Annotated in this window: 28 protein-coding genes, 4 pseudogenes and 1 riboswitch; of the genes and pseudogenes, 7 read left to right on the top strand and 25 right to left on the bottom strand. The window is 54.0% G+C overall.

What is annotated here, in order from left to right; translation table 11 throughout:
• Positions 1-9: 9 nt before the first annotated feature.
• Genes OA238_RS21950 through OA238_RS21940 form a run of 3 tightly spaced genes read left to right on the top strand, consistent with a single transcriptional unit; the run spans position 10 to position 3,004 of the window.
• Positions 10-1,497: an FGGY-family carbohydrate kinase gene (locus OA238_RS21950; protein WP_015496903.1), complete on the top strand. Its 1,488-nt coding sequence runs from the start codon at positions 10-12 to the stop codon at positions 1,495-1,497.
• Positions 1,494-2,237 carry an SDR family NAD(P)-dependent oxidoreductase gene (locus tag OA238_RS21945; protein WP_015496902.1) on the top strand — a complete coding sequence of 248 codons (744 nt, stop codon included), beginning with the start codon at positions 1,494-1,496 and terminating at the stop codon, positions 2,235-2,237. The genes OA238_RS21950 and OA238_RS21945 overlap by 4 nt, the downstream gene beginning before the upstream one ends.
• Entirely contained in the window at positions 2,237-3,004 is a 768-nt protein-coding gene (locus OA238_RS21940; protein WP_245581368.1) for an SDR family NAD(P)-dependent oxidoreductase, read from the top strand. Before OA238_RS21945 ends, OA238_RS21940 begins: the two co-directional genes overlap by 1 nt.
• 126 nt (positions 3,005-3,130) lie before the next feature.
• Here the strand turns inward: OA238_RS21940 and OA238_RS21935 are convergent.
• From OA238_RS21935 to OA238_RS21870, 14 genes and pseudogenes are all read right to left on the bottom strand, one after another.
• Positions 3,131-3,337 (bottom strand): annotated as a pseudogene (locus tag OA238_RS21935) (hypothetical protein); the annotation flags it as partial.
• 419 nt (positions 3,338-3,756) lie between these two features.
• Complete coding sequence (locus tag OA238_RS21930; RefSeq protein ID WP_015496900.1) at positions 3,757-4,500, bottom strand: ABC transporter permease; 744 nt, start codon at positions 4,498-4,500, stop codon at positions 3,757-3,759.
• Complete coding sequence (locus OA238_RS21925) at positions 4,497-5,150, bottom strand: TenA family protein (protein ID WP_015496899.1); 654 nt, start codon at positions 5,148-5,150, stop codon at positions 4,497-4,499. Before OA238_RS21925 ends, OA238_RS21930 begins: the two co-directional genes overlap by 4 nt.
• Positions 5,147-5,815, bottom strand: a complete 669-nt coding sequence (locus OA238_RS21920; protein ID WP_015496898.1) for an ABC transporter ATP-binding protein — start codon at positions 5,813-5,815, stop codon at positions 5,147-5,149. The genes OA238_RS21925 and OA238_RS21920 overlap by 4 nt, the downstream gene beginning before the upstream one ends.
• Before the next feature lie 29 nt (positions 5,816-5,844).
• Positions 5,845-6,513 (bottom strand): thiaminase II, encoded by a 669-nt coding sequence (tenA, locus tag OA238_RS21915; protein WP_015496897.1) that lies wholly within the window; start codon positions 6,511-6,513, stop codon positions 5,845-5,847.
• Positions 6,510-7,445 (bottom strand): ABC transporter substrate-binding protein, encoded by a 936-nt coding sequence (locus OA238_RS21910; protein WP_015495083.1) that lies wholly within the window; start codon positions 7,443-7,445, stop codon positions 6,510-6,512. The genes tenA and OA238_RS21910 overlap by 4 nt, the downstream gene beginning before the upstream one ends.
• 10 nt (positions 7,446-7,455) lie before the next feature.
• A complete protein-coding gene (locus OA238_RS21905; RefSeq protein ID WP_015496896.1) occupies positions 7,456-8,430 on the bottom strand; it encodes a HesA/MoeB/ThiF family protein in 975 nt (324 codons plus the stop codon).
• Positions 8,409-9,005 carry a thiamine phosphate synthase gene (locus tag OA238_RS21900; RefSeq protein WP_015496895.1) on the bottom strand — a complete coding sequence of 199 codons (597 nt, stop codon included), beginning with the start codon at positions 9,003-9,005 and terminating at the stop codon, positions 8,409-8,411. The genes OA238_RS21905 and OA238_RS21900 overlap by 22 nt, the downstream gene beginning before the upstream one ends.
• A complete protein-coding gene (locus OA238_RS21895; RefSeq protein ID WP_015496894.1) occupies positions 9,002-9,772 on the bottom strand; it encodes a thiazole synthase in 771 nt (256 codons plus the stop codon). The genes OA238_RS21900 and OA238_RS21895 overlap by 4 nt, the downstream gene beginning before the upstream one ends.
• Before the next feature lies 1 nt (position 9,773).
• Positions 9,774-9,971, bottom strand: coding sequence for a sulfur carrier protein ThiS (gene thiS / locus OA238_RS21890; RefSeq protein WP_015496893.1), 198 nt, complete (start codon positions 9,969-9,971; stop codon positions 9,774-9,776).
• Complete coding sequence (locus OA238_RS21885; protein ID WP_015496892.1) at positions 9,949-10,929, bottom strand: FAD-dependent oxidoreductase; 981 nt, start codon at positions 10,927-10,929, stop codon at positions 9,949-9,951. The genes thiS and OA238_RS21885 overlap by 23 nt, the downstream gene beginning before the upstream one ends.
• A complete protein-coding gene (gene thiD / locus OA238_RS21880; protein WP_044037376.1) occupies positions 10,926-11,705 on the bottom strand; it encodes a bifunctional hydroxymethylpyrimidine kinase/phosphomethylpyrimidine kinase in 780 nt (259 codons plus the stop codon). Before thiD ends, OA238_RS21885 begins: the two co-directional genes overlap by 4 nt.
• Positions 11,706-11,762: 57 nt before the next feature.
• A riboswitch (TPP riboswitch) is annotated at positions 11,763-11,866 on the bottom strand.
• A gap of 414 nt (positions 11,867-12,280) precedes the next feature.
• Positions 12,281-12,487: a hypothetical protein gene (locus OA238_RS21875; RefSeq protein ID WP_044037375.1), complete on the bottom strand. Its 207-nt coding sequence runs from the start codon at positions 12,485-12,487 to the stop codon at positions 12,281-12,283.
• Positions 12,484-13,732 (bottom strand): annotated as a pseudogene (locus OA238_RS21870) (IS256 family transposase). Before OA238_RS21870 ends, OA238_RS21875 begins: the two are co-directional and overlap by 4 nt.
• 209 nt (positions 13,733-13,941) lie before the next feature.
• On the opposite strand from OA238_RS21870, the pseudogene OA238_RS21865 reads away from it, so the two are divergent.
• Together OA238_RS21865 and OA238_RS33075 are read left to right on the top strand one after the other, a co-directional pair.
• Positions 13,942-14,277 (top strand): annotated as a pseudogene (locus tag OA238_RS21865) (transposase); the annotation flags it as partial.
• Between the two features lie 238 nt (positions 14,278-14,515).
• Positions 14,516-14,689, top strand: coding sequence for a hypothetical protein (locus OA238_RS33075; protein ID WP_187293095.1), 174 nt, complete (start codon positions 14,516-14,518; stop codon positions 14,687-14,689).
• A 342-nt stretch (positions 14,690-15,031) separates the two neighbouring features.
• On the opposite strand, the gene OA238_RS32065 is transcribed toward OA238_RS33075, so the two are convergent.
• The 5 genes and pseudogenes from OA238_RS32065 to OA238_RS21835 form a co-directional block, all read right to left on the bottom strand.
• Entirely contained in the window at positions 15,032-15,505 is a 474-nt protein-coding gene (locus OA238_RS32065; protein ID WP_144055958.1) for a hypothetical protein, read from the bottom strand.
• Positions 15,506-15,710: 205 nt separating this feature from the next.
• Positions 15,711-16,115, bottom strand: a complete 405-nt coding sequence (locus OA238_RS21855) for a hypothetical protein (RefSeq protein WP_245581367.1) — start codon at positions 16,113-16,115, stop codon at positions 15,711-15,713.
• Positions 16,112-16,648, bottom strand: a complete 537-nt coding sequence (locus tag OA238_RS21850) for a hypothetical protein (RefSeq protein ID WP_144055957.1) — start codon at positions 16,646-16,648, stop codon at positions 16,112-16,114. Before OA238_RS21850 ends, OA238_RS21855 begins: the two co-directional genes overlap by 4 nt.
• Positions 16,649-16,922: 274 nt before the next feature.
• The gene (locus OA238_RS21845; protein ID WP_144055956.1) at positions 16,923-17,588 is read right to left on the bottom strand and encodes a hypothetical protein; all 666 of its coding nucleotides are present in this window, start codon (positions 17,586-17,588) and stop codon (positions 16,923-16,925) included.
• Positions 17,589-18,062: 474 nt separating this feature from the next.
• Positions 18,063-18,440: pseudogene (locus OA238_RS21835) on the bottom strand (transposase); the annotation flags it as partial.
• Positions 18,441-18,685: 245 nt separating this feature from the next.
• Between OA238_RS21835 and OA238_RS21830 the strand changes: the two are divergent.
• Both OA238_RS21830 and OA238_RS21825 read left to right on the top strand, forming a co-directional pair.
• The gene (locus OA238_RS21830) at positions 18,686-20,752 is read left to right on the top strand and encodes a DUF262 domain-containing protein (protein WP_015496886.1); all 2,067 of its coding nucleotides are present in this window, start codon (positions 18,686-18,688) and stop codon (positions 20,750-20,752) included.
• Positions 20,718-21,287, top strand: coding sequence for an IS110 family transposase (locus OA238_RS21825; RefSeq protein WP_245581366.1), 570 nt, complete (start codon positions 20,718-20,720; stop codon positions 21,285-21,287). The genes OA238_RS21830 and OA238_RS21825 overlap by 35 nt, the downstream gene beginning before the upstream one ends.
• Positions 21,288-21,604: 317 nt before the next feature.
• On the opposite strand, the gene OA238_RS21820 is transcribed toward OA238_RS21825, so the two are convergent.
• The 6 genes from OA238_RS21820 to OA238_RS21795 form a co-directional block, all read right to left on the bottom strand.
• Entirely contained in the window at positions 21,605-21,829 is a 225-nt protein-coding gene (locus OA238_RS21820; protein WP_044037370.1) for a UPF0149 family protein, read from the bottom strand.
• Positions 21,829-22,317 carry a macro domain-containing protein gene (locus tag OA238_RS21815; protein WP_015496885.1) on the bottom strand — a complete coding sequence of 163 codons (489 nt, stop codon included), beginning with the start codon at positions 22,315-22,317 and terminating at the stop codon, positions 21,829-21,831. Before OA238_RS21815 ends, OA238_RS21820 begins: the two co-directional genes overlap by 1 nt.
• A gap of 3 nt (positions 22,318-22,320) precedes the next feature.
• On the bottom strand, positions 22,321-22,740 hold the full coding sequence (locus tag OA238_RS21810; protein WP_144055955.1) for a hypothetical protein: 420 nt from the start codon (positions 22,738-22,740) through the stop codon (positions 22,321-22,323).
• A gap of 108 nt (positions 22,741-22,848) precedes the next feature.
• Complete coding sequence (locus tag OA238_RS21805; RefSeq protein WP_015496883.1) at positions 22,849-23,694, bottom strand: DUF5655 domain-containing protein; 846 nt, start codon at positions 23,692-23,694, stop codon at positions 22,849-22,851.
• 28 nt (positions 23,695-23,722) lie between these two features.
• Positions 23,723-24,055, bottom strand: a complete 333-nt coding sequence (locus tag OA238_RS33070; RefSeq protein WP_187293094.1) for a hypothetical protein — start codon at positions 24,053-24,055, stop codon at positions 23,723-23,725.
• Positions 24,056-24,072: 17 nt separating this feature from the next.
• Positions 24,073-24,285, bottom strand: a complete 213-nt coding sequence (locus OA238_RS21795; protein ID WP_044037366.1) for a hypothetical protein — start codon at positions 24,283-24,285, stop codon at positions 24,073-24,075.
• Positions 24,286-24,341: the final 56 nt, after the last annotated feature.

Here is a 24,341-nt window from a genome sequence, read left to right as displayed (position 1 = left end):
GAGGACACCATGACATATTTCTTAACAGTTGACGGCGGCACCGAAAGCCTTCGAGCTCGCATTTATGATTTAAAAGGCGGATGTCTTGGAAATGTCGCTGTTCCTTACAAAACGACATTTTCGGCTGGAGCCCGTGCAGAACAAAACCCTTCCGACTGGTGGACAAACTTTATCAAAGCGTCGCGCGGAGCTATCCTAGAAGCGGGAATCGAGGTGGCCCAAGTTGAGGCGATTACCTGTGCGACGACATGCTGCTCAGTTGTCGCTTTGGATAAAAACGGGAATGCTTTACGGCCTGCCCTTATCTGGATGGATGTCCGAGCAAATGAAGAGGCCGAGTCGGTTTTGGCCACTGGTGATGACGCTCTGCGGCTCAACGGCGGCGGTCAAGGCCCCGTTTCCGCTGAATGGATGATACCAAAGGCCTTGTGGCTTAAGCGGAACGAGCCAGACATATACGACAAGGCCCATCGGATTTGCGAATATCAGGATTACATGACCTACCGGCTTACCGGCGAGTGGGCCGCGAGTCTGAATAATGTTGGACTGCGCTGGCACTACCTAAACAAGGATGGCGGTTGGGCGACGTCGCTTGTTGAAACTTTGGGAATGGAAGACATACTTGAAAAGTGGCCGCCTCGTGTCGCGGCGCCAGGTGAGGTAATTGGAACACTAACCGCAAATGCGGCACATGAGCTGGGACTACCTCAATCAGTAAAGGTTGTTCAGGGTGGCGCCGACGCGTTGATAGGGATGATTGGTCTCGGGGTTGCAAAGCCAGGGCAACTTGCGCTCATTACTGGATCCTCACATCTGCAGTTTGGCGTGACAGAAACTCCGCTTAGTGCACCAGGAATCTGGGGGGCATACTCTGACATTGTCTACCCGAATAGGTATATTGTGGAAGGTGGCCAGACGTCCACCGGTTCGATCATCAACTGGTTGGGGCGGCTCACTGGAGGTCTAGACTTTGACGAGTTAAATGCACGGGCCGCCGAGTTATCGCCTGGATGCGATGGATTAATCGTTCAAGATCACTTTCAAGGCAATAGAACACCTTATACGGATCCCCTGTCGCGCGGAGCGATCGTTGGTCTTAACTTGTCTCATGAAAAGCATCATATTTTCAGAGCCATGATAGAGGGGATTGGGTTTGGAACACGCGCAATCTTAGATGCTTTCAAGCACGCTGGCTACGAAAGCGAAGAAATGACAGTAGGTGGAGGTGCTACGGCGTCGGATCTTTGGTTGCAGATACATGCAGACACCGCGGGCGTTTCGGTAAGGGTTCCGGCATCGCCCGATGCCCCATCCACTGGTTCCGCAGTATTGGCAGCGTATGGTGCGGGTCATTTCGTTACTATTGACGAGGGCATTGAGGCCATGGTTCATGAGGGCCGTACAATTGATCCAATCGCTGCCAATGTGTCGCGATATGAAGAAATCTATGCACAGTATCTCGCGCTCTATCCGGCGCTTAATGGCGTGCTCCGTTGAACCAGCTCAGCCGATTTAGTCTAAAGGGCAAGCGGGCCTTAGTGACTGGCGGTGCCAACGGTATTGGAGCCGCAATTTGTTCAGTTCTCGCTGAGGCAGGGGCAGAAATCATCATTACGGACCATGACGATAAGGCGGGTAAAGAATTGGCACAGAGCATAGTTGGGCAGTTTTATCGACTTGACGTCACAGACAGGCAAGCCTGTGCAGATTTGGCGGAATCGCTGGCTCCGGACATCGTCATCGCCAATGCCGGAATTGTGCATAATGCTGCTTCGATAGATGTAGTTCCAAAGGATTTCCAACGCGTTATCGATGTTAATCTTGGGGGCGCCTTTAATACGCTGCACTCATTTGGAAAGATGATGGTTGCCCGTGGAAGTGGGGCCATTGTGTGCACTTCATCGATATGCGGTGAAGTGACGGTTTTTCCACAACCTCAAGCCGCATATAATGCATCAAAGGCCGGAGTGAATTTACTTGTGAAATCTACTGCGGTTGAGTGGGCCAAAAACGGTGTTCGCGTGAATGCTGTTGCACCTGGTTATATTGCAACTGAGTTGACGTTGGCGGGCCGTAGGAAGCCAGAATGGTTTGATACCTGGATGGATCGAACTCCTATGGGGCGGCTCGGTGAACCTCAAGAGGTCGCTGATGCGGTGCTTTTCCTCGCATCTGACGCAGCAACTTTCATAACCGGGACTGTTCTGACAGTCGACGGCGGCTACACGGCAACCTGATGGGAGAACGTAAAATGACGAATACTAGAACTGCACTTGTTACCGGTGCAAGTCGAGGAATCGGCGCGGCGATTGCAATAGGACTGGCAGAGCGCGGTTATGATGTAGCACTAAATGGAATCGACGATGGTACAAGTGAAATTGAGAAAGTCGCTGATAGTATTCGCTTGATGGGACGCCGAGCAGAAATCTATTTGGCGGATGTAAGTGATAAAGCACAGGTCCAAAGGATGGTGTCCGCAGCACTCAATACATTTGGCCATATGGATGCTGTCGTAAACAATGCGGGCATATTGATTGCTGGCGAAGTCGATGGGTTGCCGGAAAGTACCTGGGACGCTGTGTTGGACGTTAATGCTAAAGGATCGTTTCTTGTGACCCAAGCATTCTTGCCGTCAATGAAAACGCGAGGCTACGGCCGTATTGTAAACATTGCCTCGATCGGTGGCAAGCATGGCGCACCCGAGCAAGCTCACTACTCGGCCTCAAAAGCAGCGGTCATGGGATTTTCGCGGGTTTTAGCACAGGAAGTTGGCAAACAAGGAATTACGGTGAATTGCGTTTGTCCTGGTATCATCATGACCGAAATGGGTCGCGTGAATTTGGAAGACGCAGCGGTGCGTGGCGCTTGGCAAGACAAAACTGCAATAGGGCGGATTGGGAATCCTGATGATGTGGTCGGGGCGGTTGCTTTCTTTGCATCAGACGAATCCGCATTCGTAACGGGGCAGACACTGAATGTTGATGGCGGCATTGTCTTTTCGTGATTGACTCATTCAGAATGCGTGGAAGAAATTGTTGTCCGCCCCGAACAGAATTTCATCTTCAAATGGATGAAGCTTATTCAGCAACCTTGAACCGCCCCTTGTTCGCCGGAGGCTGATTACTTCATCTCATGCGACCATATCTAATGTGTCGAACTGCGCATAGTACCTCTCTTCGGCTTCTGCTGGTGGGATGTATCCCCTCTCGGTGATGCAAGCATCACCTGCCGAGCAATGGATGGGTTCCAGCAGGCGGCGGTTGTTAAACCAATCAACCCACTTGAGCGTTTCCCACTCGACAGATGCCATGGTTTTCCATGGACCAAGCCGGTGGATGGGTAATCCCCCCGAAAAATGGTTGTGTTGAAAACTAGAATTTTCACGGCAAGATAAGCCAAGGAGATTCACAATGAAGAAATCATGTTATTCAGAGGCACAGATTGGGGTCGTTTGCGGCAGAGTGTGAAATCCTACGTTAGCGGGATAGTAGCCGTTCGTCTCTTGTGCAGCGAATTCGGGCTTAGAGCCCACACCGGACCTGTTGATTTTGTGCTGCGCGCGCTCGCAGCACGGAAGTTGCTGCAACAGCGTGAATTTCTACGCCGTTGCGCGGTAGAAAAACCGGTCATTCATGCGAACTGTAGCGGAAATGAAGCCGAAGAGCGCGGGCAAAGGTGGCTTTGGCATTTCTATATTCGCATATGCAGCATTCATAATCGGACCAGTCAATGAAAATGGCTTTCAATATGGGCCAATCACGAGACCTCCGGACGGTCCATTGTTTTTTCGCACAGTCTGTTTACAGCTGAGTGCAGCAGGATCGTCAGAACCGCGAGCACGATCAGGGCCGCAAACATCAGGTCGGTTTTGGCGCGTCCATTTGCTAAAAGCATCAGATATCCTAAGCCCTTTGAGGCCCCAACCCATTCGCCGATGATCGCACCGATTGGCGCATAAACAGCAGCCAATCGCAGGCCGGATGCAAAGCCCGGCATGGCCGCAGGTACCCGGATATACCACATGATCCGTGCGGGGCTTGCGCCCATCACCTTGGCCAAACCGATCCAGTCGCGGTTCGTGCGCATCAAGGCATCAAAAAATGATGACGTAACAGGGAAGTAGATGATGATTATGGTCATCGTGATCTTGGACCAAAGGCCAAAGCCCAGCCAAAGGGTCAAGATCGGTGCCAATGCAAACACTGGCACTGCTTGGCTGAAGACCAAGATGGGTCGCACCAGCGCGCGCACCGTTGGTGATGCGACCAGCCCGATGGCCGACATGAACCCAAATGCGGCACCCAACACGAGGCCGATGAGCACTTCGGCCATCGTGATAACCGCGTGCTCCGCCAAAAGCTCGCGGCTTTCCCAGATTGTTTGCGCGACCGATACAGGGGGAGGCAGGATGAAACGGGCAACACCTGTGGTCCAGATCACCGTTTGCCAAAGCACCAACACCAGACACGTCGCCGCTATGCCTGCCCGCCAACCGGTCATTTTGCGACCGCAAAACCAGCCCAAGACGCGTCAAAAAACACGCGCTCCAACCGTACGGCCTCAGCGAAGGTCGCGGTGACCTGCGTGCGTGCGTCGTGATCCAGCGTGTCCCAAGCGGTATCCAGTTGATTGCGCAAATAGGCCACGACCTGCGCAAAACCGTCGCCTGAATGCAGGGTTATCCACTCCCCCAGCCAAAACGGCAGGTCGTCGGCGCGGTCTTCAAACGGGGAGGCCCAATCAAGATAAATCCATTCGGCGACGACCAGAACCGATAGCATGATCTCGTAGCGACCTGAGCGATGGGCTTGATTCATCAGCTGTTGGAACGCGATCGTCTCGGGTGCTGTGGGCGCGGTCGGCGGGATCTCGAGCGCTTGTAAACATCGTAGGAAATAGGTGTTTTCCGGGCCACAGATCAAACCCAGAAATTGCGCGCCGGGCACGGCATCGGCCAATGTGGGCGCATGGGCCACGGCGGAAGCCAAAAGCCGCACAAACCCTTCAATAAACTGGTAGTCCTGTTGCAAGTATCCCGCCATCTTGTCACGGCTTAGGGTCCCATGAGCCAAGGCATTGGTGAACGCATGATGCGTAGCGGCGTGCCAGTCCTCTTCGACAAGCGATTGCAGATGTTGTGTGGCGCTCATATCGGTCTCCGAAGTTGATCAAACAGATCTGTCTGCGTGCGCAGCACATCTGGTGCGTGGATGTCGCGCGGGATGGGTGTGAATGGGGCGGCAACCTCGACAAGTCCTGATGGCGTCATGATCAGAATTTTCTGACCCAATCGCGCGGCCTCGTTCGGGTCATGGGTGACCAGCAACACTGTGCGGCCCGTCAACAGGTCTGCCGTCAGTTCCTGCATCTGCGCACGGGTCAGCGCGTCAAGCGCTGAAAACGGTTCATCCAGCAACACAACCGCGCGGTCCTCCATCAATGTGCGGGCCAATGCCACCCGTTGACGTTGGCCGCCAGACAGGGCGGCGGGTAATTTGTCAGCATGATCCACCAAGCCGACTTGCACCAGCCTCTCGCGGGCGCGGTCTTTGTCCGGACGCTCCCCCCGCACGCGCGCGCCCAGCATGACATTGTCCAACACGCTGAGCCACGGCATCAGCAAATCTTGCTGCGCCATCATCGCGACGCGTCCGGTATCGCTGAGGACCCCGTCAAAAGTGACGCCCTCGGCCAGACCCGCAAAGAGGCGCAGCACCGTGGATTTGCCCACACCACTCGCCCCCAAAAGGCAGGTCCAGCTGTGCGGTTTCAGGGTCAAGTCCAGCTGGGAAAAGATCGGCGTCCCGTCAATCATCGCCGATCCTGTCATCCGCAAGGGTTGGTTCAAGGATCCAGCCCCATGTCCCAAAACCCGACTTCCAATTGAGTGGCCATCGCAAACCGCGCCTGAAGGGCAGTCCAACGCGGGCTGCCTTTCGGATCATCACCCAAGCGCCGCGCAACGGCCCCGTCTATAAGCAGACCCACATCGTGGCAAACCTGCTGATAGTCGGCGCTTGCGTAGGTGTTGATCCACTCTGCGTAAGTGTCCGAGGTCTTGGTTGCGGCCAAATGACTGCCAATTTCGCAGTAGCCCATAACGCAAGGAGCCAAGGCTGCCAACAGGTCCAACAGATCGCCGGAATGACCCGCGTCCAAAACATAGCGGGTATAGGCGAGATTTTCTTGTCGTTCCTGCGTAGCAAACAGCGCTGCCTCATCAATGCCAGCTTCGGCACACGTCTTGATGTGCAACGCGATTTCCTCGTTGATCAACCCGTTCACTGTGCTCGCAGCCAAACGCATTTCCGCGACCGTATCAGCCTTGGTGATCGCCAAGGCCCAAGCGCGAGAAAAGTGGATCAGAAAGACGTAATCCTGTTTGAGGTAATGCAGGAAGGCGGCGTGCGGCAGCGTGCCGTCACCCAAGCCCTGCACAAACGCGTGACGGGTATAGGCGAGCCAGACGGGGGTGTTATCCCGCCAAGCCGCGAAGGTGTTACCGTAGGTCATTCTGCACCCAGATCGACGGCAAGTGCTGAGACTGGGCGCGTGCCCTCGACCAGACCACTCTCAGCCAAAAACGCCTCAAACCTTGTATATCGCCCTTCATCCAGCGCTTCAGGTCGCAAGGCAAAGCGGGGCAGCGTGTCAACCCAAGCCTTGGCGTTCAGTTCGTCGTCCAGTTCAGGCGCGTAGCCTTTGAACAGCTCCCAAGATGCTTGCGGGTTATTGACGATGTATTGCGTTGCCAGTTCTGTCGCACGCAGGAAACGGCGGACCTGATCAATGTCCATCCGGTCGGGGTTCGCCACGTAGATCAATTCATCATAGGTCGGCACGCCTTCTTCCTCGACATAGAAACAGCGACCTTCAACGCCCTCGATTTCCATCTGGTTCAACTCAAAATTCCGGTACGCACCGATAACCGCATCGACCTGTCCCGACATCAAAGACGGGCTGAGCGAGAAGTTCACATTGACCATCTCGACATCATCCAGCGTGACACCGTGGCGACCCAGCATTGTCGATAAAACGGCTTCTTCGACACCGGCCACGGAAAAGCCGATTGTGCCACCTTTCAGCTGGCTGATCTCCTGAATAGGGCCGTCTTTGAGAACCAATAGACAGTTCAGTGGTGTCGCCACCAAAGTGCCCACCCGAATAAGTGGCAGACCTTCCGCGACATGCAAATGCTGGCTGGGTTGATAGCTGATAGCAATATCGCCTCGGCCGGCTGCGACCAGTTTAGGCGGGGCGGACGGATCGGCAGGGGCGATGATCTCGACTTCAAGCCCTTGATCGGCGAAATAGCCTAGCTCTTCAGCCACGATGATTGGCCCGTGATCAGGGTTGATAAACCAGTCCAATAGCAAGGTCATCTTGTCTTGCGCCAAGGCTGGTGTTGCGATCAATATTGCCGCTGCTGTGATGAGGTATTTCATATGGGTCTCCTTACCCTCCGAGAGCGAGAAGTTTGATCTCGCCCTGCCAGTGTTGTGAAAGTCGCTCTGCCGCCTGCCAGGCACGCAGGCCCGACCGACAGGCCAGAACGGCACGTTGGTTCTCGTGTGGTGTAGGGCCATGTGGTCCGAAGTCGGACACGACATGGCGTGTTGCGTGTGGCAGGTCAGGCCCCTGTTCTCCTGTCGCGCGCAGGTCGATCAGAAAATCAGTTGCGGCGATGTCGCGCAGGGCGATAAAGGCGGGGCTGGGCGCAGGGTTAGGTGCCGTATCAAAGCGGAACCCGCCAAACCGCAGCGCCCGCGCGTCATAGGTCACAAGCTGTCCCAAGCTTTGCATATCGCCCGTCATGATCGCCATCGCCATTTGTGCCTGAAGGCTACCGATCACACCTACACTTGGCCCCAGCACGCCATCGGTATCGCACGATCCCAGCTGGTCTGGCAGATCGGGGAACACCGCACGCAGCCCAGGTTTGCCACCGCAAAAGCCACCGACATAGCCGTCGCGGCCCACCACGCTGGCGCTGATCAGCGGTTGGCCAGTTTCAAGGCAATGATCGGACGCCACATAGCTGACCGCGAAACTGTCGGCGCAATCAAGGATCAGCGTCATGCCCACGCAAAGGGCCGCAATGCTGGACGGATCGACGCGCTGGTGAACAGGTTCAATGGTGGTGTCAGGGTTCAATGCGGTCATCGCACTCGCGATCACATCAACCTTTGGCAAGCCAATATCAGCCTCGCGAAATAGCGTTTGACGGTGCAGGTTGGACAGGCTTATGACATCTGCATCCGCAATTAGGATTTGCCCGACACCCGCGCCCACAAGGTATTGCATCACAGGCGCGGCCAGTCCGCCGCCACCGATGACAAGGACAGACGCCCTTGCCAACTGATCTTGCGCAGCACTTCCCAGCACCGCAGTTTGGCGGGCGTAGCGGCTCACCCGCAGACCTTTAGCCATTCCCTGACGCGACCCTCTGGATCGTCGTGCAGCGTGATGTCCGTGACGGCCGAGACAACATCCGCCCCGGCATCAAACGCCCCCGGTGCGCGGTCCGTACTCATCCCGCCAATCGCAACGAGGGGGATATCGCCCACGAGGTCTTTCCACACGCAGAGTTTCTCAATGCCCTGCTGATGCCAGTTCATCTTTTTCAGGATGGTTGGATAGATCGGGCCAAGTGCGATGTAATCAGGGTTCAACGCCAGTGCGCGGGCAAGTTCGGCCTTGTCATGGGTCGAAATCCCAAGCTTGAGACCCGCCGCACGGATCGCAGCCACGTCCGCCTCGTCAAGATCCTCCTGTCCCAGATGGACCCAGTCACAGCCCAAATCAATCGCCAGCTGCCAATGGTCATTGACCACCAGCAGTGCACCATGGGCACGGCACAAATCGCGGCCTTCGGTCAGTTGAGCGCGCAGCGCGTCTTGCGGCTGGTTTTTGATGCGCAGTTGCACAAGCTTGGCTCCCAAAGGCAACACGCGCCGCAGCCACGCCACGTCATCAAAAATCGGGTAAAAGCGGGGCAGTGTCATAGCATCGCCTTTCCAAAGACGGGCGTGGAAGGGGCAGCCATGTCGCGGGCATCCATGGGGTCGGCACCCGCGGCCAGCGCGCCTGCTTCTACCGCCAGAGCGAACGCGCGCGCCATCGCTACAGGGTTGCCCGCCTTTGCAACGGCAGTGTTCAACAGGACTGCGTCATAGCCCATTTCCATCGCTTGGGCTGCGTGCGAAGGCAGGCCCAGACCTGCATCCACGACCAAAGGAATATCAGGAAAATGCGCACGCAAGCTGCGCAAACCGTAGATATTGTTCAGCCCCAGCCCCGTGCCAATGGGTGCGCCCCACGGCATCAAGACTTTGCAGCCGACCTCAACCAGCCGCTCGCAAAGCACCAGATCTTCGGTGCAATAGGGAAAGACTTCGAACCCGTCCTCGGTCAATTGTGCGGCAGCGTCAACCAGACCGAAGGGATCGGGTTGCAGGGTATCGGCGTGGCCGATCACCTCCAGCTTGATCCAGTTGGTATCGAACAGCTCGCGGGCCATCTGGGCTGTGGTCACGGCCTCGCGCGCTGAATAACAGCCTGCGGTGTTGGGAAGCACGGCAACACCGAGGTCCCTGATCAACGCCCAGAAGTCCTGCCCCGCCTGATCGCCGCCCGCCTCGCGCCGCACAGAGACTGTGGCAATGCCTGCGCCCGAACGGCGAAAGGCCTCCGCCAGAATCGCGGGCGACGGATATTGTGCGGTGCCCAACATCAGCCTGGATGTCACTTCGGTGCCGTAGAAAGTGGGCATTCTATCCTCCTTGTCGGGGGGCTACGATTTCGACGCAGTCCCCGTCTTGCAAAGCATGGTCTGCACGCTGTTGCTTGGACACAAAGGCCTCGTTGACCGAAGTAGCCACCTTGGCCTCACCTTTACCCAGGTCATCCAAGAGCGCGGCCAGTGTGGGCGCACCGATCTCATGTGCTTCACCGTTCACGATGATCTTCATACCAAACCTCCGGTATTTTGCCTTTCAGCAACAGGTCAGCCGTCATCTGCGCCAATGCAGGTGCAAGCAGAAAACCGTGCCGAAACAGGCCATTTGCGTAAATCACATCCCCAATCCGCCGAACGCGCGGTTGGTTGTCGGGAAAGGCAGGGCGTGCATCGACTCCAATCTCCAACAGCTCCGCCTCGCCAAAAGCGGGGTGCAGGGCGTAGGCGGCATTCATCAGCTCCATCACGGATCGCAGGGTGGCACGTCCGCGTTCGCCGGTTTCGATCTGGGTCGCGCCCAACATGAACACATCGTCGCCACGCGGCACGATATATAGCGGAAACCGCGGATGAAGCAGTCTCACAGGGCGCGACAGCGTCACGTCGGGGCAGCGGACCACAAGCATCTCGCCCTTCACGCCGCGCAAATCTGTGAGAGTATCACGCGCAGCAAGGCCACGGCAGTCAATTACCTGCCCTTTGATGTCACCGCCAAAACGTACACCCTTTTGATCCAGCCGCGCATGTAGCGCGGTCAGGGTCGCGCGGGGGTCAAGATGCCCCTCATCTGCTAAAAACAGTGCCTTGGAAAAACGCTCAGCCAGATGCGGCTCGTGCTCAGCGATCTGCGTTTTGGACAGGGATGTCGCGGTCGGCGCACGGCGCGCAAAGGTTGCCAGATCGCTTTGATCGCGGTTAAGGGCGACAACAATTGTGCCCGCGTGATGCACAATTCCTCCATGGCTTTTCCACCAACTGGCAGCTTTGCGGCCTTGGCGCACAATCTCGGGCTCTGCGCTCACCCCTTCGCAATCGGGGGCCAGCATGCCGCCTGCCCACCAAGAACAGGCGTGATCGCCGGGCGCACCTTTGGGATCAATGACTGTGACCTGCGCGCCGCGTGACGACAGTTCTGCGGCCATGGCAAGGCCACACACGCCGCCGCCAATGATCGTGAAAAGGTCGCTCATTTCCAAAGCGCGTGAAAGTGGTGCACAGGCCCGTGACCTTGTCCAACGTGCAATTCATCCGCATGCAAAATCGCCTGATGTAGCCATGTGTGCGCATGGCCTACCGCATCGCTCAACGCCATACCCCGCGCCAGGCCCGCAGCGATTGCAGAGGAATAGGAACATCCCGTGCCGTGGGTGTTGCGGGTGTTCACACGTAGGGCCGAAAAGTCCTGCGTTCCCGTTCGCGACACAAAAAGATCGGTGCAGATCTCGCCGTCTGCATGTCCGCCTTTCATCAAAACCGCACCGACGCCAAGGTCCAAAAGGGCCTTCGCCTGCGCTTGCGTGCTGCCCTCGCCCACCAGTTTCAAAGCTTCGGGTAGGTTGGGGGTAAGCAGTGTCGCGCGTGCGAAAAGGATAGATTTCAACGCATCTATCGCACTATCAGCCAGCAACGTATCGCCTGATTTAGCAACCATCACGGGATCAAGCACAACCGGCCCGGCGTAACCCGCCAGTGCATCCGCCACCGCTGCAATCAGCGACGGTGTCCCCAGCATCCCGATCTTGACCACGTCAATCTGGATGTCATCCAGAACGGTTTTGATCTGTGCGGCAACAATGTCGTCCGGGATCGGATGAATGGCGGTAACAGCTTTCGTGTTCTGTGCCGTAACCGCCGTCACAACGGAAGCACCATAAACACCCATTGCCGAAAAGGCCTTAAGATCGGCCTGAATACCAGCCCCGCCGCCAGAATCGGACCCGGCAATCGTTAACGCCTTAGCTACCATGTCATAGCCCCTTGGTTCAGGGATCAGGATGGGAAAGGGCGCAGGCCATAACGGATGCGAGGTCCGCAAGCTGTTCCCTCCGCCGGTCCTAACCGGTTCAGGTTCAATGGGTTCGCAGCTTGTGCATCTCAGCCCGGATCAGGGCGCCCCAACAGATATTAACAGCATTGCTAAATTGTTAGCACAGACGCGTCAAACAGATAAATGATCGCAGACTGCATGACAGCGTGATTCTGGAGAATACGCCAATTAAATAACAAGACGGTATTCGTCCATAAGATGCGCGACAGTAGCCTTGACCAGAAAGTAACGAGCATATGAACTATAGCCTGCGTGGCAAATGAGCAGAACAATAAGGGCCGCTTGGTGTGTAACCAGATTGTTCGACCCGCTCGCACCAAAAGCGTTGTTTGGATTTGGTACCCGAGATCGTATTTTAATGACTGCTATGGTGCATTGTAGCAACCGACTTGCTGCACCTGCAAGAAAATGCTGCGCCAGCGATAGCCGCAACTGCAAAGGTCTGCATTGTCCGCAGTGTGTGAATTCATGCACTGTGCAGCGAAGGTCGGCTTTCACCCTTCGCGTCGGTGCGGCGTTTCAGCTAAAAGTTCAAGATCAATCATTTGGGCAAGCTTGGACAGGTTCCGCTTTAGTTTAAAAGCGGAACCTGATTTCATCTCTGAAACCCCTATAAATATGACTTTTCCATAACCCGTTCTGGTATGGATTCCGCTTTTGGCAGTTATTGTCAAATCTGGTGTTTGAGGCTTGTGGGTCATGCGGCGATCTGGTCGGGTTTGGTGGTTTCAATTCCGTCTTTGAAGGTGACGCCTGTGATGACTTTGGCCAGATAATCAAAGCCACGTAGCTTCCTCCAGTTTTGCTCAGCGCATTGTCCCAGCTTGAACATCATGTGCAGCATGCCTTCGCGTGACAGGCAGCCCTTTGAGCGCTTGGTGCGATGGCGGATCGTGGCGAAGGCCGATTCAATTGGATTGCTGGTGCGGATACTCTGCCAGTGTTGCGCAGGGAAGTCGAAGAATGCCATGAGTTCTTCGCGGTCTTTTTGCAGGCACAGCGCCGCCTTGGGATATTTTGGCTCATAGATTTTGATGAATAAATCGAACGCCTTTTCCGCATCATCTTTGGTCTCAGCCTGCCAGATGTTGTGGATCGCGGCTTTGGCCTTTGGCTGTGACAGCTTGGGTAAACAATTGGGCACGTTCATCGCTTTGTGTTGCCAGCACCGCTGCTGTCGGGCCGTGGGATAGACTTCATCCATGGCGGCCCAGAACCCCATGGCACCGTCCCCGATGGCCAGCTTGGGGGCATTCATTCTCCGGCTTTTGAGGCTGAGCAGAACCTCGCGCCAACTCTGCGTGGACTCGCGCACCCCGTCCTCGATAGCCAAGAACCGCTTCTGGCCACGGGCCGTGACCCCAATAATCACAAGGGCGCATAGCTTGTCATCCTCTCCGCGAAGGCCGCTATGAACGCCGTCGGCCCAGATATACACGATTGGCTCGTCATCGAACGCAGCGTCTTTCCAGACGTCGTATTCCTTGGCCCAATCACGCTTAAGCCGCGAGACCGTATTTGCTGACAAGCCAGCGGCATCAGGACCCAGAAGAACCTTGAGGGCCGCGCCCATTTCGCCGCTGGAAATCCCTTTGAGGTAGAGCCAGGGCAAGGCCGCTTCGAGCGTCTTGGTTCTGCGCACATAGGGCGGCACCAGGGCAGACCGGAATGTCACCGGTGTGCCGTCCTTGGACCGAACCTTTGGAATGCGCACGCTCACAGGGCCAATGCCAGTCTGCACTGGTCGAGCCGGATGATGCCCATTGCGCACGACAGCTGCGAGACCTGCATCAGTGCGCAAGTCTGCAAATTGCGCCAGATAACAGGCAAGCTCTGCCTCGACTGCTGTCGCGATCAATTGCTGGGCTCCTGTCCTCAACAAATCCGTCAGCGCGTCCGTCATCCCGTCTCGATGCGCAAAAATCAACAATGTTAGTCGTTTCCATGGTGGTGTATCTCCTTTGGCTGGGCTGCTGTCTCACAACAACAAATCAACCAGATACGCCGCCAACCTTCAAACCGCCCAAACACCAGATTCAGTCATAGCTCCCAAACGCTTTTGGTGCATTATTGCCTAAGAGCCCGATTTAAAACTATTTGAGTGAGTTCAGTGGTTTGTGATTCTGTTCGGTTGTGAAGCTGAATGGAGATCACAATGGCTTGGACTGAAATCACCCGCAGTCAACATGACCGAAAAGGCGATAAATACGCAAGCGATATGAGGGACGCGGAATGGGCGTTGATAGCGCCTTCGATGCCGCCGTCGAAGACAACTGGTCGGCCCCGTACGACATGTTTGCGCGACGTGGTCGACGCGCTCCTCTACATTGCAACGACCGGATGCCAATGGCGTATGTTGCCCAACGACTTCCCGCCGGTTTCAACGGTTCGGGGCTATTTCTACGCGTGGCGCGATGACGGCTTGCTTGATGAGATAAACCAGAAGCTGGTCGAAGCTGCTCGTCTGGCCGAGAACCACAAAGCCCAGCCAAATGTGCATGGCGCAACATATGTTACTATCGGCCCTTATGCTCACTACCAGAACGTTTCCAGGTGGGTCACACCGGTTTGACCACATCGGTAAGCTTTAAGCGGTGACCACATCAGTAAGGTGGGCAAGCCAAATGTTGACCAGGCGTTGACCAAAACCGGCACAGCTTATACACAAGTAAATCAGTCAGGTTTTAAGTGACTGATTTCTTGTGTAAATTTGGTTGCGGGAGTTGGATTTGAACCAACGACCTTCAGGTTATGAGCCGAAACATCAACAATTTCCATTATTGATGTATTTCAACGGCTTAGCAGACAAGCCTTTGAAAGCAACAACTTATCCGCCGCTTCTCACCGGATTTCGTCGTTTTGACACGGACTCGGGTGAAGCGAGTATAGCATTCACGGGTTGACCAGGCGTTGACCAGCATTCTCAGATGATCACTAAAAAGAGCCATCAAAAAATGGTCTTGCGCAGCAACCTCTTTCGATGGTGAGAAAATTACCGCTCCCCCAAACACACAGACGGCACCCGCGTCGACGGTTTCGGCCCTTTGCCGACATTCACCATGCCTTCCCAATGCTGCGGTGCGACCCGTTGAACCAGTCATTCGTGCATCATGCAGCATTTTGTTGGCTGAAACGTCGGTAGGCCGGACTTAGCCAAACTCTAAAAATGGAGGACTTGGACCTCAATTGCGTATTTGCAAATACGTTCACTCATAAATCAGCACAGAATAAAGACCGCGAGAAAATCATCCCCGAGTCCAGTTCAATGTTACGCCCCACGTCTTCGCCGCATCGTCTTCGTCGAGAACTGGCTTGCCATAGTTGGTAGGAATCCACTTCTCACCGTTAAAGTTTTTCCAGTCCGTCTGCTCTTCAGCCCATCGATGCAATTCGGTTTCACAAGCAAACCTGAGTTCGTCTTCTTGCAAACGAGGATCGGTCGAAAGCGTGAACGTCTCTAGTCCCAAATCTCCCCAATCCTTTGCATGGTTTGCTAGAGGGCCAGAGCGATTAGCTCTAGAACCCGTTCCCTTTTTCATGCTGCGCATCCAACTAACATGACGGCCATGCCGTCCCCAAATATTTTTTGAAATCCCAATGCGTATTCCTCGAACAGGCCAGACAATTTCACAATATACCCCATAGCTTCGTGGAAGGGTTTCACGTGGGCTGCTACCCTGCCGCCAGTCCATGTTGAATTCAATATCATTAAAGATCATTGGCTGTTCCACTGCATATGTTTGAACTCATCCGAATGAGTCTCATGTTAGTCTTGTTGGTTTCAAGAAATAAGTTTCTTTGGGCTCTGAACTACCCCATTCGCTGCGCCGTGTACGAAGGTCGGCTAAGGGCCGCTCGCAACGGCGACAGAGGGTTGGCAGTCGCTCGAAGGTGCGTCGGGGTCAGATCACGGTAAGTGACGGCCTAAAATGCGATCCTATTACCAAGCTGGATCTCAACGCCGCCACTTTCGTCAATTTTGTAAGAATCAAGTTCGTAAACAGCAATCAGTCTACCTGACCCAACCATTTCTTGGTTTTCATCTTTTCTGCCATGTCGGACGATGGCGTATTCGCTTGATGTAATCGCCTTTATGAATTGCGTGTACTTTTTCAAAAAACCATGCCGAGGTCCCTTGAAAGGATCGTAGTAGACCTTCTTGGAGTCAATGCGTGCGCTGTGTAGAACCGGGGCGTTCTTGACATCAAGACCTCGGCCCCTGGCGTATCCGGTCCACGACGAGCGATATGCAAAGCCAGTGTTCAAATCTCTCATTTTGATCATTGCATTGGCCCTATACTCAGAAGGCTGTTGGTCGGGTTTGCTCATACGTCATATCCTTTCAAATCAGTGTCGTGCCAGCGCGCCAACAATGCGTTGTCTTTGTTTTGTGTTTCGTGAAGCCAATCGTTCTCCATCGACTGCAATGCGGGCAGGTAGCGGGTCATCCAGTCCGCAAATTTGCTTTCAAGAGTTGTATCGCGCAGCGCCGTTTCAAGGCTGCGGGCCAAGCAGTGCGCCCGAATCCATCCTGGTGCAGGCGAGGGGTGGCGCTCCAACACATCAATCATCGGAATTGACCCCGCTTCCCGGCCCGATGGCAAATCAAGCGAAAGAGGCGTCATGAGCCAGGCTCTGATACTTGCTGCCGTGACAGGGGTCACGTGCGCGTTGGGAACACTACCTGATGGAGGGCTCTCTTCACAAGAAATGTGCCGCTGTGGACGGTAAAAAGGCTCTCCTTCAAAGGCGACCGTCCATGCTATATCATCCAGAGAAACAACAGGTTCACAAGGAAAGCCAGAAACAAACTGATACACATCATCCTGGAGGTCTGGCAGGGCAAAAACATCATCACCCAATGTCAGCTCAACGCTGGTAGATCGGACAAAATATGCGCCAACGTTCAGGGGCCCAGATGGTCCGATGGCAAGGTGAAGATCCCAATAAGCCACAGCACTTCCGGCGACGCTCTTTTTTTGTCTAAAGTCTGGGATGTAAGTTTGAACGCCCCCTCGACAATGCCAAAGGGAATTCTCGCAATCATCACAGTCGGAAGGGCGGGGAATTCGACTTCCAACCAAAGACTATGACTCATGTGTCCACTTGCAGAAAATTCAGCGTTAAAATCTTTAGTCAGATCAACGGCCACATCTGGTCCAACCTTGAGATTAACCCCCCCTGAACCCTTTCAGCACGCTGTAGCATGGCCCCCAAATCCAACATCCTAGCCACCACTGCCGCATGATTTTGAATCAGCGCCGCCAGTTTTTGCTCCGGCTGCGAATTGCTTTCATCTTCCCAGACATAGCCATTCTTAAGCTCAAGCTTTTCAAGCAGCTCGCCTTGGCAATCCGTTGGATCAAGGCCGCACATAGTGCTTAAGTATCCTGCCAAATGAAGGTAGGTTGCCGTGGTACGAAGCGGCTCAGGTTTGCCACGGTAGTGGGCGATGACCTCGTCCGTAACATCGTCCGCGCCTTTCTTAAGTAGCCAGCGATGCAACCGAAACGGCTCGATAGAACGACTTGACTGCTTGCCCGGCATTTTGGTGCCGAGATTCTCGCAAATCTCAGTCATCGACAAACCGTCATCGCGCAGCTGCGTGACCAACTGGCCGATATAGGCGGCCGCATGCAGGCGTCTTATGGGGCTTAGGCGCTTTGGAGCGCCGCCAGCGACATGCCGCGCAATGCGCTCTCGAAGCTCTTGTCTGACGCGATCTGCAGCCTCGCGTGGTGTTTCTTCACTTTTCGACATCTGTACCTCCTTAATTGCGACCACGGCGCCAAGACTTGCCACGACGATTATCAAAAATATGCGCGATCGTGATGATGGTTCCGTCTTCAGAAAGACCCCCCCCCAGCCGCCCAACCTGATCACCAAGGTTAAGGCGCTTTCCCTTTCGCCGACTTACCGAGAGAATTGACGCGCAGCTGCCTGCCGGCACGTCTACATCTGCATTTTCGATGATTGTCCTAATCAGCGCGGGGCGTATTCCGCGTTGTTGGCAGCGTTTCTGGGCGTGTTTGCTAAACGGTGCAAATTGCGAATTCAGGGTCATGGCGATACTCCGGTTGATGCGTTCAATATGGGTAAACTGATGCATCCTTGAGATGGAGTATTTACCAAATTGGTATTTTTATCATTCTATTTTTGGTAAAATATTTGGTATATTTTACATAAAAACTGAGCGGCATAGCCCATTTTGTTCATTTTGAGGGAAGGGATTTTTAACTGCCAAACGGCAGCGAGCCAAATTTTCCATCGCTCCGCTTCAAACACATGGCGCAGCACATCGCTGTCGCGGAAACGGCCGTGTCGGTTCTTCGAGAACGTCGAGTGGTCGGGAATTGGGTCCGACAAATCCATCTTGCAGAACCACCGATATGCGAGGTTCAAATGAACTTCTTCGCACAGACGCCGTTCTGATCGAATGCCCATGATATATCCCACCAACAGCATCCGCATCATCAACTCGGGACCGACCGAAGGGCGGCCTGTGGAGCTGTAAAACGCGGTCAGATGCGTCCGAACGCTGGATAGATCAATGACGCCTTCAATCGCGCGCAACACATGATCTTCTGGAACGTGATCCTTTATCGAGAAACCATAGAAAAAAGCAGATTGTGCTTCCTGGCGTGGTCCCATCAGCGCGATCAATCTCCAATATCAATACAGATATTGAATCAGCCGTAAGGACCCAGATCAACAGGAGTTTTTCAACAGAATAGGCCCATACCGGACCTTCACCCACCCTTAGCAATGCCGCAGTGCGGCCTATCAGACCGAACATTCGTTCTTATGGCAAAAACGGCAGGCATAGTTGGCGGAGGTTGCGAGGTCTCGCTCCGCCCTATACGAAGATCACGTTCAGTTGATTATAAGAAAAGAAACAGATGACACACAAGATCCCAGGTGCGCGCTACGTTAGTTTCAAAGGAATTTTTGAACCGAATGGAGAAGACACTCCTATAGTGCTCGAGGTGCCAAACTATCAGCGCGGCTACGACTGGCGCAAGGAGCATCGAAAGGATCTTTTTGACGATTTGGAGAGACTTGGAAGACTCGGCTCAAATGCCATCCATTTCTGCGGCACAGTGATCTGCACGCCCATTCCCCAGCGGCCGAACCACTTTCATGTTGTCGATGGTCAGCAACGGCTGACGACGCTGGTGCTCATCGATGCACTGCTTGCTCGAAAGACCGGCAGGGCTTCATGCGTAGTCCGCGACAACAATCTTCTATTCCTTCCGCAAAGTAGTGATCGCGGCTTTTTCAAAGCGCTCGTCAAGAATGAAAATTTGACGAAAGTCGGCACCCTCGGTCAGCGCAACTGTTTGGACGCCGCTAAGGAGATAGAGGCTTGGATTGAGGCACTCGGAAGCGGTTCCGAGAAGATGATGCGGCTCGTAGAGGGTCGTCTACACGTAATTTTTTTCGCACTCGAAAATGCGGGCGAGGTCTCGAAGGTGTTCGAGACGATCAACAATCGAGGCAAGCCCCTCACGCAGATGGATCTCGTCAAAAATCATCTGATCTACATGCAGGCGCTCTACGGCTGGGACGATGTTGTCGATAGCGTCTGGCAGACTATTCAGGGAATTGTTCAAGATACCCAGATGCGCGGTGGCGAGAGTGTGGATACTGTCCTGCGCGCGGTCGTCAACGCGATGTTCTATCCGGGTCGGCGCAAGGCTGGCGAGACCGACTACAAAATTATCTCGGCTCAGGTCGCCAAAAAAGGCGATAAGGATAAGTTCGAACGGTTTCTCGGTTTTCTGGAATCCGCGTTCAGGACGTTCCGTGACCTTCGAGCTGCGGTGCAGACCGAAAAGCGTGACCCGGTGGCGACGCAGCTGACATATCTAAATGCCCAGTCGAATGTTGCCGGCATCCTGCCTTTGATCTTCGCCCGTCAATGGATGCGTAATCAGGACGAAAGTGATGCCCCTGTCTTGGAGGCAATCGAGAAAGCCAACTTTCGACTCTACGGCCTTCCCGGCGCAGCCGCTCGATCGGATAGCCGAAACGTGACCCTCAACAAGCTGGCCTATGCCTATCTCGCGCGCGGTAAGAATAAGGGTGAGAAACTGGAGATCCATGTCGGAGGCACGATCGTGCGAGACGCCTCTGTGGTCGTGGTGCTGGCCGGCATTGTTCACGCACAGCACAAGGACGGCATGCGCCAGATCGTCTCGAGCCTGACGCTCGACGACGACGACGGTTACGACTTCTACGGCTGGGACGAACTACGTTATTTCCTTGCGCGCTGGGAGGAAGGACTGCTCAAGACACAAAGCTTCGATTTCGGACGCCTCAAGCGCAGACTGGGAGCCTCTAAACCAGACGACTATCTCGCCCGTGAACATATCATTCCGCAAAGCACTACTGGACCTGTCGAGACCTATAAGGATAGCCAGCAGCTTCGACGCCTCGGGAACTTTATGCTCCTACCCCATGGGATCAACTCATCTGCTGGAAACAAATCGCTCGAAGATAAGCTGGAAGTTTTTGAAAAGAAAAAAAGCAAAACAATCCTTTTGCTTCAGAACTCGCGGCTCGAACAATGCGTAAAGTCGGCAAACGCCTTTTGCGCAAGGCTGGAGACACGTGACGATAAAAAATTTGGGCCGATTGGCAACCGGTTCAACGGGTCTACCATTAAGGAAAACCGCGATCTGGTCGTTGCTAAGACCCTGTGTGATCTGCGTGAGGAGGAGATGATCTCCTTCGCGCTTCGGGCTTGGCGGATGGAGGGAGAAAGCTCTGCGGGCCTCGCTTTTCGGGGCATGTTTTCGTTCAGCTACGACGGGCGGTCCTATGTCTCTAAAGAAGAGAGCGCGGAAACGAAAGCAAACGAGAACCACATCCTTGACACCGATGATAAAGCGCCGGAGACGAAGCGTCGCAAACGGCGTGACGAGGTTATTGAGCGCAAGTTCAAGCCCGACCGCTGGGATTAAGGAAGTCCGCTTATGGAAGCGCCAGGTCAATGCAGCGCTGTCGGCAACGCGCAACAAGACAGACAAGAATGATGCGCGTGGCATTGCTCAAGTCTTGCGCACTGGTTGGTTCAGCCCAGTTCACATGAAGAGCCGAGAAGCGCATGGCGTCCGTGCCTTGCTCAGCACGCGCAAGGCATTACTCAAGAAGACGATGGATCTCGCCAACGAGGTACGTGAGCTGTTGAAGATCTTTGGCATTCGCCTGCCCATGACTGTGAAGCACGGCAGTTTTGACGGTGTTGTTCGACCGTTGATCGAGATGGATGAAGTTCTGGCCCATGCTTTGGTGCCGCTGCTGGACGCGCGCGTGGTTTTGTATCAGCACTTTTTGGAACTGGATCGCAGGGTCAAACGCGCTGCCAGCCAAGATGAGGTGTGCATGCGGATGATGACCGTTCCGGGTGTTGGACCGATTGCCTTCCCGCCCATCGCGTTGGTCATGTCCCTCTTGCAGTCGACTGGGAGCCAACGTTCAGCACTTTCACCTTGCTGAGATGCGACGCCACCAAACCACTGTTCAGCTTTCCATCACGCATCCAGTAATGTGTAGGGTGGAATCTGCGCTGGGACCCTTTACGTCGTTTTTCGTTTTTCGTTTTTCGCTGGTTTTGCGATGCGCAACGCCATCAGTACTCGGATTTCCCCTGTACTTCGCGGCGATTTCTAACCTGGTCGCGCTGGGCGGTACGACTAACCCTTTGACGTCGCTATGCGGAATTTCCTTCTGGCGCCAATTCCACCTTCCGCCTATTTTCCACCCCTGTCCCCATGCTCTGACTTGATAGAGGCGTCGATCTACGCCTGTGTCGATCACGAAAGGAGGGCCGCGCAAATGGTCAAACGATTGAAGCTAAATGAGAAGCTCTTGCGCGATGCAGAGCCGCTCGAGGGCAACAGCCATCGCATGATCATATCAGGACACAGCAGTAGCCCTGCAACATAGCCATCAAGTTCACTGACACACATTGCGTCTAGCATCACTTCGAGATTGCCTAAAAGCTCTTCAAGGTGGTCGATTTCAGCGTCGGTGTGCATCACTTTAATCTTTCCGCATAGGCTGCCAGAGTTGCGTCGTCGAAGCATATGAATGTTGCGTTGAGGCTTTCAGGCACGAATTTGCGCAGTGTCACAATTGCGATCTCAGCAGCCAAGTCCAACGGAAACCGGTAAATACCAGTTTCAATAGATGGTATGGATATGCTGGTGATGCGGTGCTCTTCGACAAGTTGGCAAATGGAACGGTAGGTCTGCGCCAAAACGTCAGCCTCGCCTCGATTGCCGTCCATGTAGCGAGGGCCGACTGCGTGTATAACGTACTCAGCGGGCAGTTCGAAAGCATTAGTCATCACCGCTTTACCGGGTTTGATGCAGTCAATTGCACGACACGAAAGTTCAAGCTGTGGGCCAGCAGCTCGGTGGATAGCGCCACAAACACCGCCTCCCGCTAACAGGCTTGGATTTGCTGAGTTCACGATGGCCTGCGCCGGTATTTTAGTGATGTCACCTAGCTTTGCGGTAATCATAGTTCAATAAATCTTCCCGATCAGTGGCGGCCAGTCTACTTGGGTACCTTTGGTAACAACTTGATCATCGAATGTGGCAACATCATACACGCCGGAGTTCTTAAGCTTCCACGCTTCGAAAGGTTTCAACCCACCAACAAGCGGCTTAACAGCGACAAGCTCTAACCAGTTCACAGCTTCTGAGGCAGCGTGAATAACCCGGTCAACATCTACAAAGTCTGCTTCCTGTCCTGCTTCACTACCGCGAAACCCAAATTCTCTAAGTTGATCCTCTAGCAGAAAGCCAAGCCCAAAAATTTCACCATCGAAATTAAAAGGAAAGCGGGCCTCAGATAGCAACCATTTCCAGCCTTCTTGGGTGATTGTGTGCGGCGTGTCGACCCGCAGCATAAATCCCCAATGTATCATCGCGTTTAGTGCCAAGCCAATCTCTCCGATCGCTCATCGCTCATCGCTCTGCCTCTTACAGAGTATCATATTTCTGTTTGATCAAGTACTTAGCGTACTCTAGATCTGAGGCCTTGGACAACTTCATGACATAGGAGTTTCCCATTCGTCCATTTTTGTGCGTCCATGTTTTAGCGTCAAGCATCTCCTTTGGATCATCGATTGTGAAGAAGTTTTTTGATTTTGGCCATCAGGCGAGATTTGGCCCCGAGAAAAATCTATGCTCAAATGGTTTTTGAAAATGCGTACTGCAGCGAACAAAGAGTTGCCCTTTTTGAAGCCAACATAGTATTTCATGGCGGTGCAGGTCACATCATCCCAACCCCTGAGTTCTTCCTGCAGTGCCTGATATACGTCAAGTGCCACAGCAGAAGCACTCGAAGTATGGTCTTCTTCTTTATAGACCTTAACCTCGCTTGATACTTGCTTAATAGGGCTTTCGGGGTTTGTATCAGCAATCAGATTAATGTCTTCAGAACTACTTGCTTGATGTAGCGTCAAAGAAATGACGCCACCTTCGAAGCGTCGAATTTCCCAGAGCTCAAACGGAATATCACGAAAATTCACGCTATTCTTTTGGTAAGCGTTGAAGCTTGGCGAAATAAATATCACTCGCGATGCCGACCAGTCTACATCATCGCGGCGCAAACTCTGATCAAGACGCTCATTATATTCCAAAATGAAATCGGCTTTATTGTTGAGCATCACTGATAGATACGAGTATCCTTGGTCAACGACGGAATAGCTATTGCCCTTTTTGTACTCAATGATGACGAAGGAATTGCTTTCCTCATCAAACGCCAGCGTGTCTACTCGAAATTTTTCCACTGTAAGCTCGGAAGCAACGAACTGAAGGTTGAATGTTTCAACCAGGTTGGCTTCCACAACCTGCTGAATATCCTTCTCAAGCAGGAACCTTTCCTGCTGCATTGAGCTTATACTGCCCGTGCTTGACTGCTTAAATAATTACAATCCGTGGTCCTTTTTGTCTCTTCTTGGCTTCTTGCCTCACGTTAGCAAACTTTATCTGGGTAACTAGCCAATGTGAATGCCCCACACTTTTGTTGCTCCCGGCCGGAGACCGGCCATTTTGCAGCGCAACACGCGTGCCGTTGGCAATCCGTGTGGATGCGCGCAGGCCCTTTGCCGAATTGGCGGTGAGGTTGACCGGGCCAGCCTTTTGTTCGCCCCGCACCGACACGCCACCCGTGCGCGATGCACGCGTGTGTTGCCCACGATGCTCGATGCGGACCTGTTTGCTGTCTTTGTCTTTTTTGCCCAGACCAAACAACGTCCAATGCTCCCTGCTTAATCCAAGTCGACTGAAATGATCTTGCCCGCAACATGCGCGTCCAGTTCGCGCCCGAACCCGAAGGCGAAGTTGAAGGTCAACGACATCCCATCAAGCGGGGCCGCTTCTGGGCTACGTGCAAAATAGTCTGACATTGCGCGCTGAATTTCTACATTCAACTCATCAAGCTTTTCTTGGGGAATTGCGAAGTCATCCTGCTTCAGCGCCATGCCATTTTCCGTTTCATATTTGTTTCCACTCTTATGTTGATTGTGGTGATTGAGTA

The organism is Octadecabacter arcticus 238 (assembly GCF_000155735.2).
Lineage (GTDB): Bacteria > Pseudomonadota > Alphaproteobacteria > Rhodobacterales > Rhodobacteraceae > Octadecabacter > Octadecabacter arcticus.
Note: the sequence above shows the minus strand (reverse complement) of the source record. Positions and strands in the feature narration are given on the sequence as shown.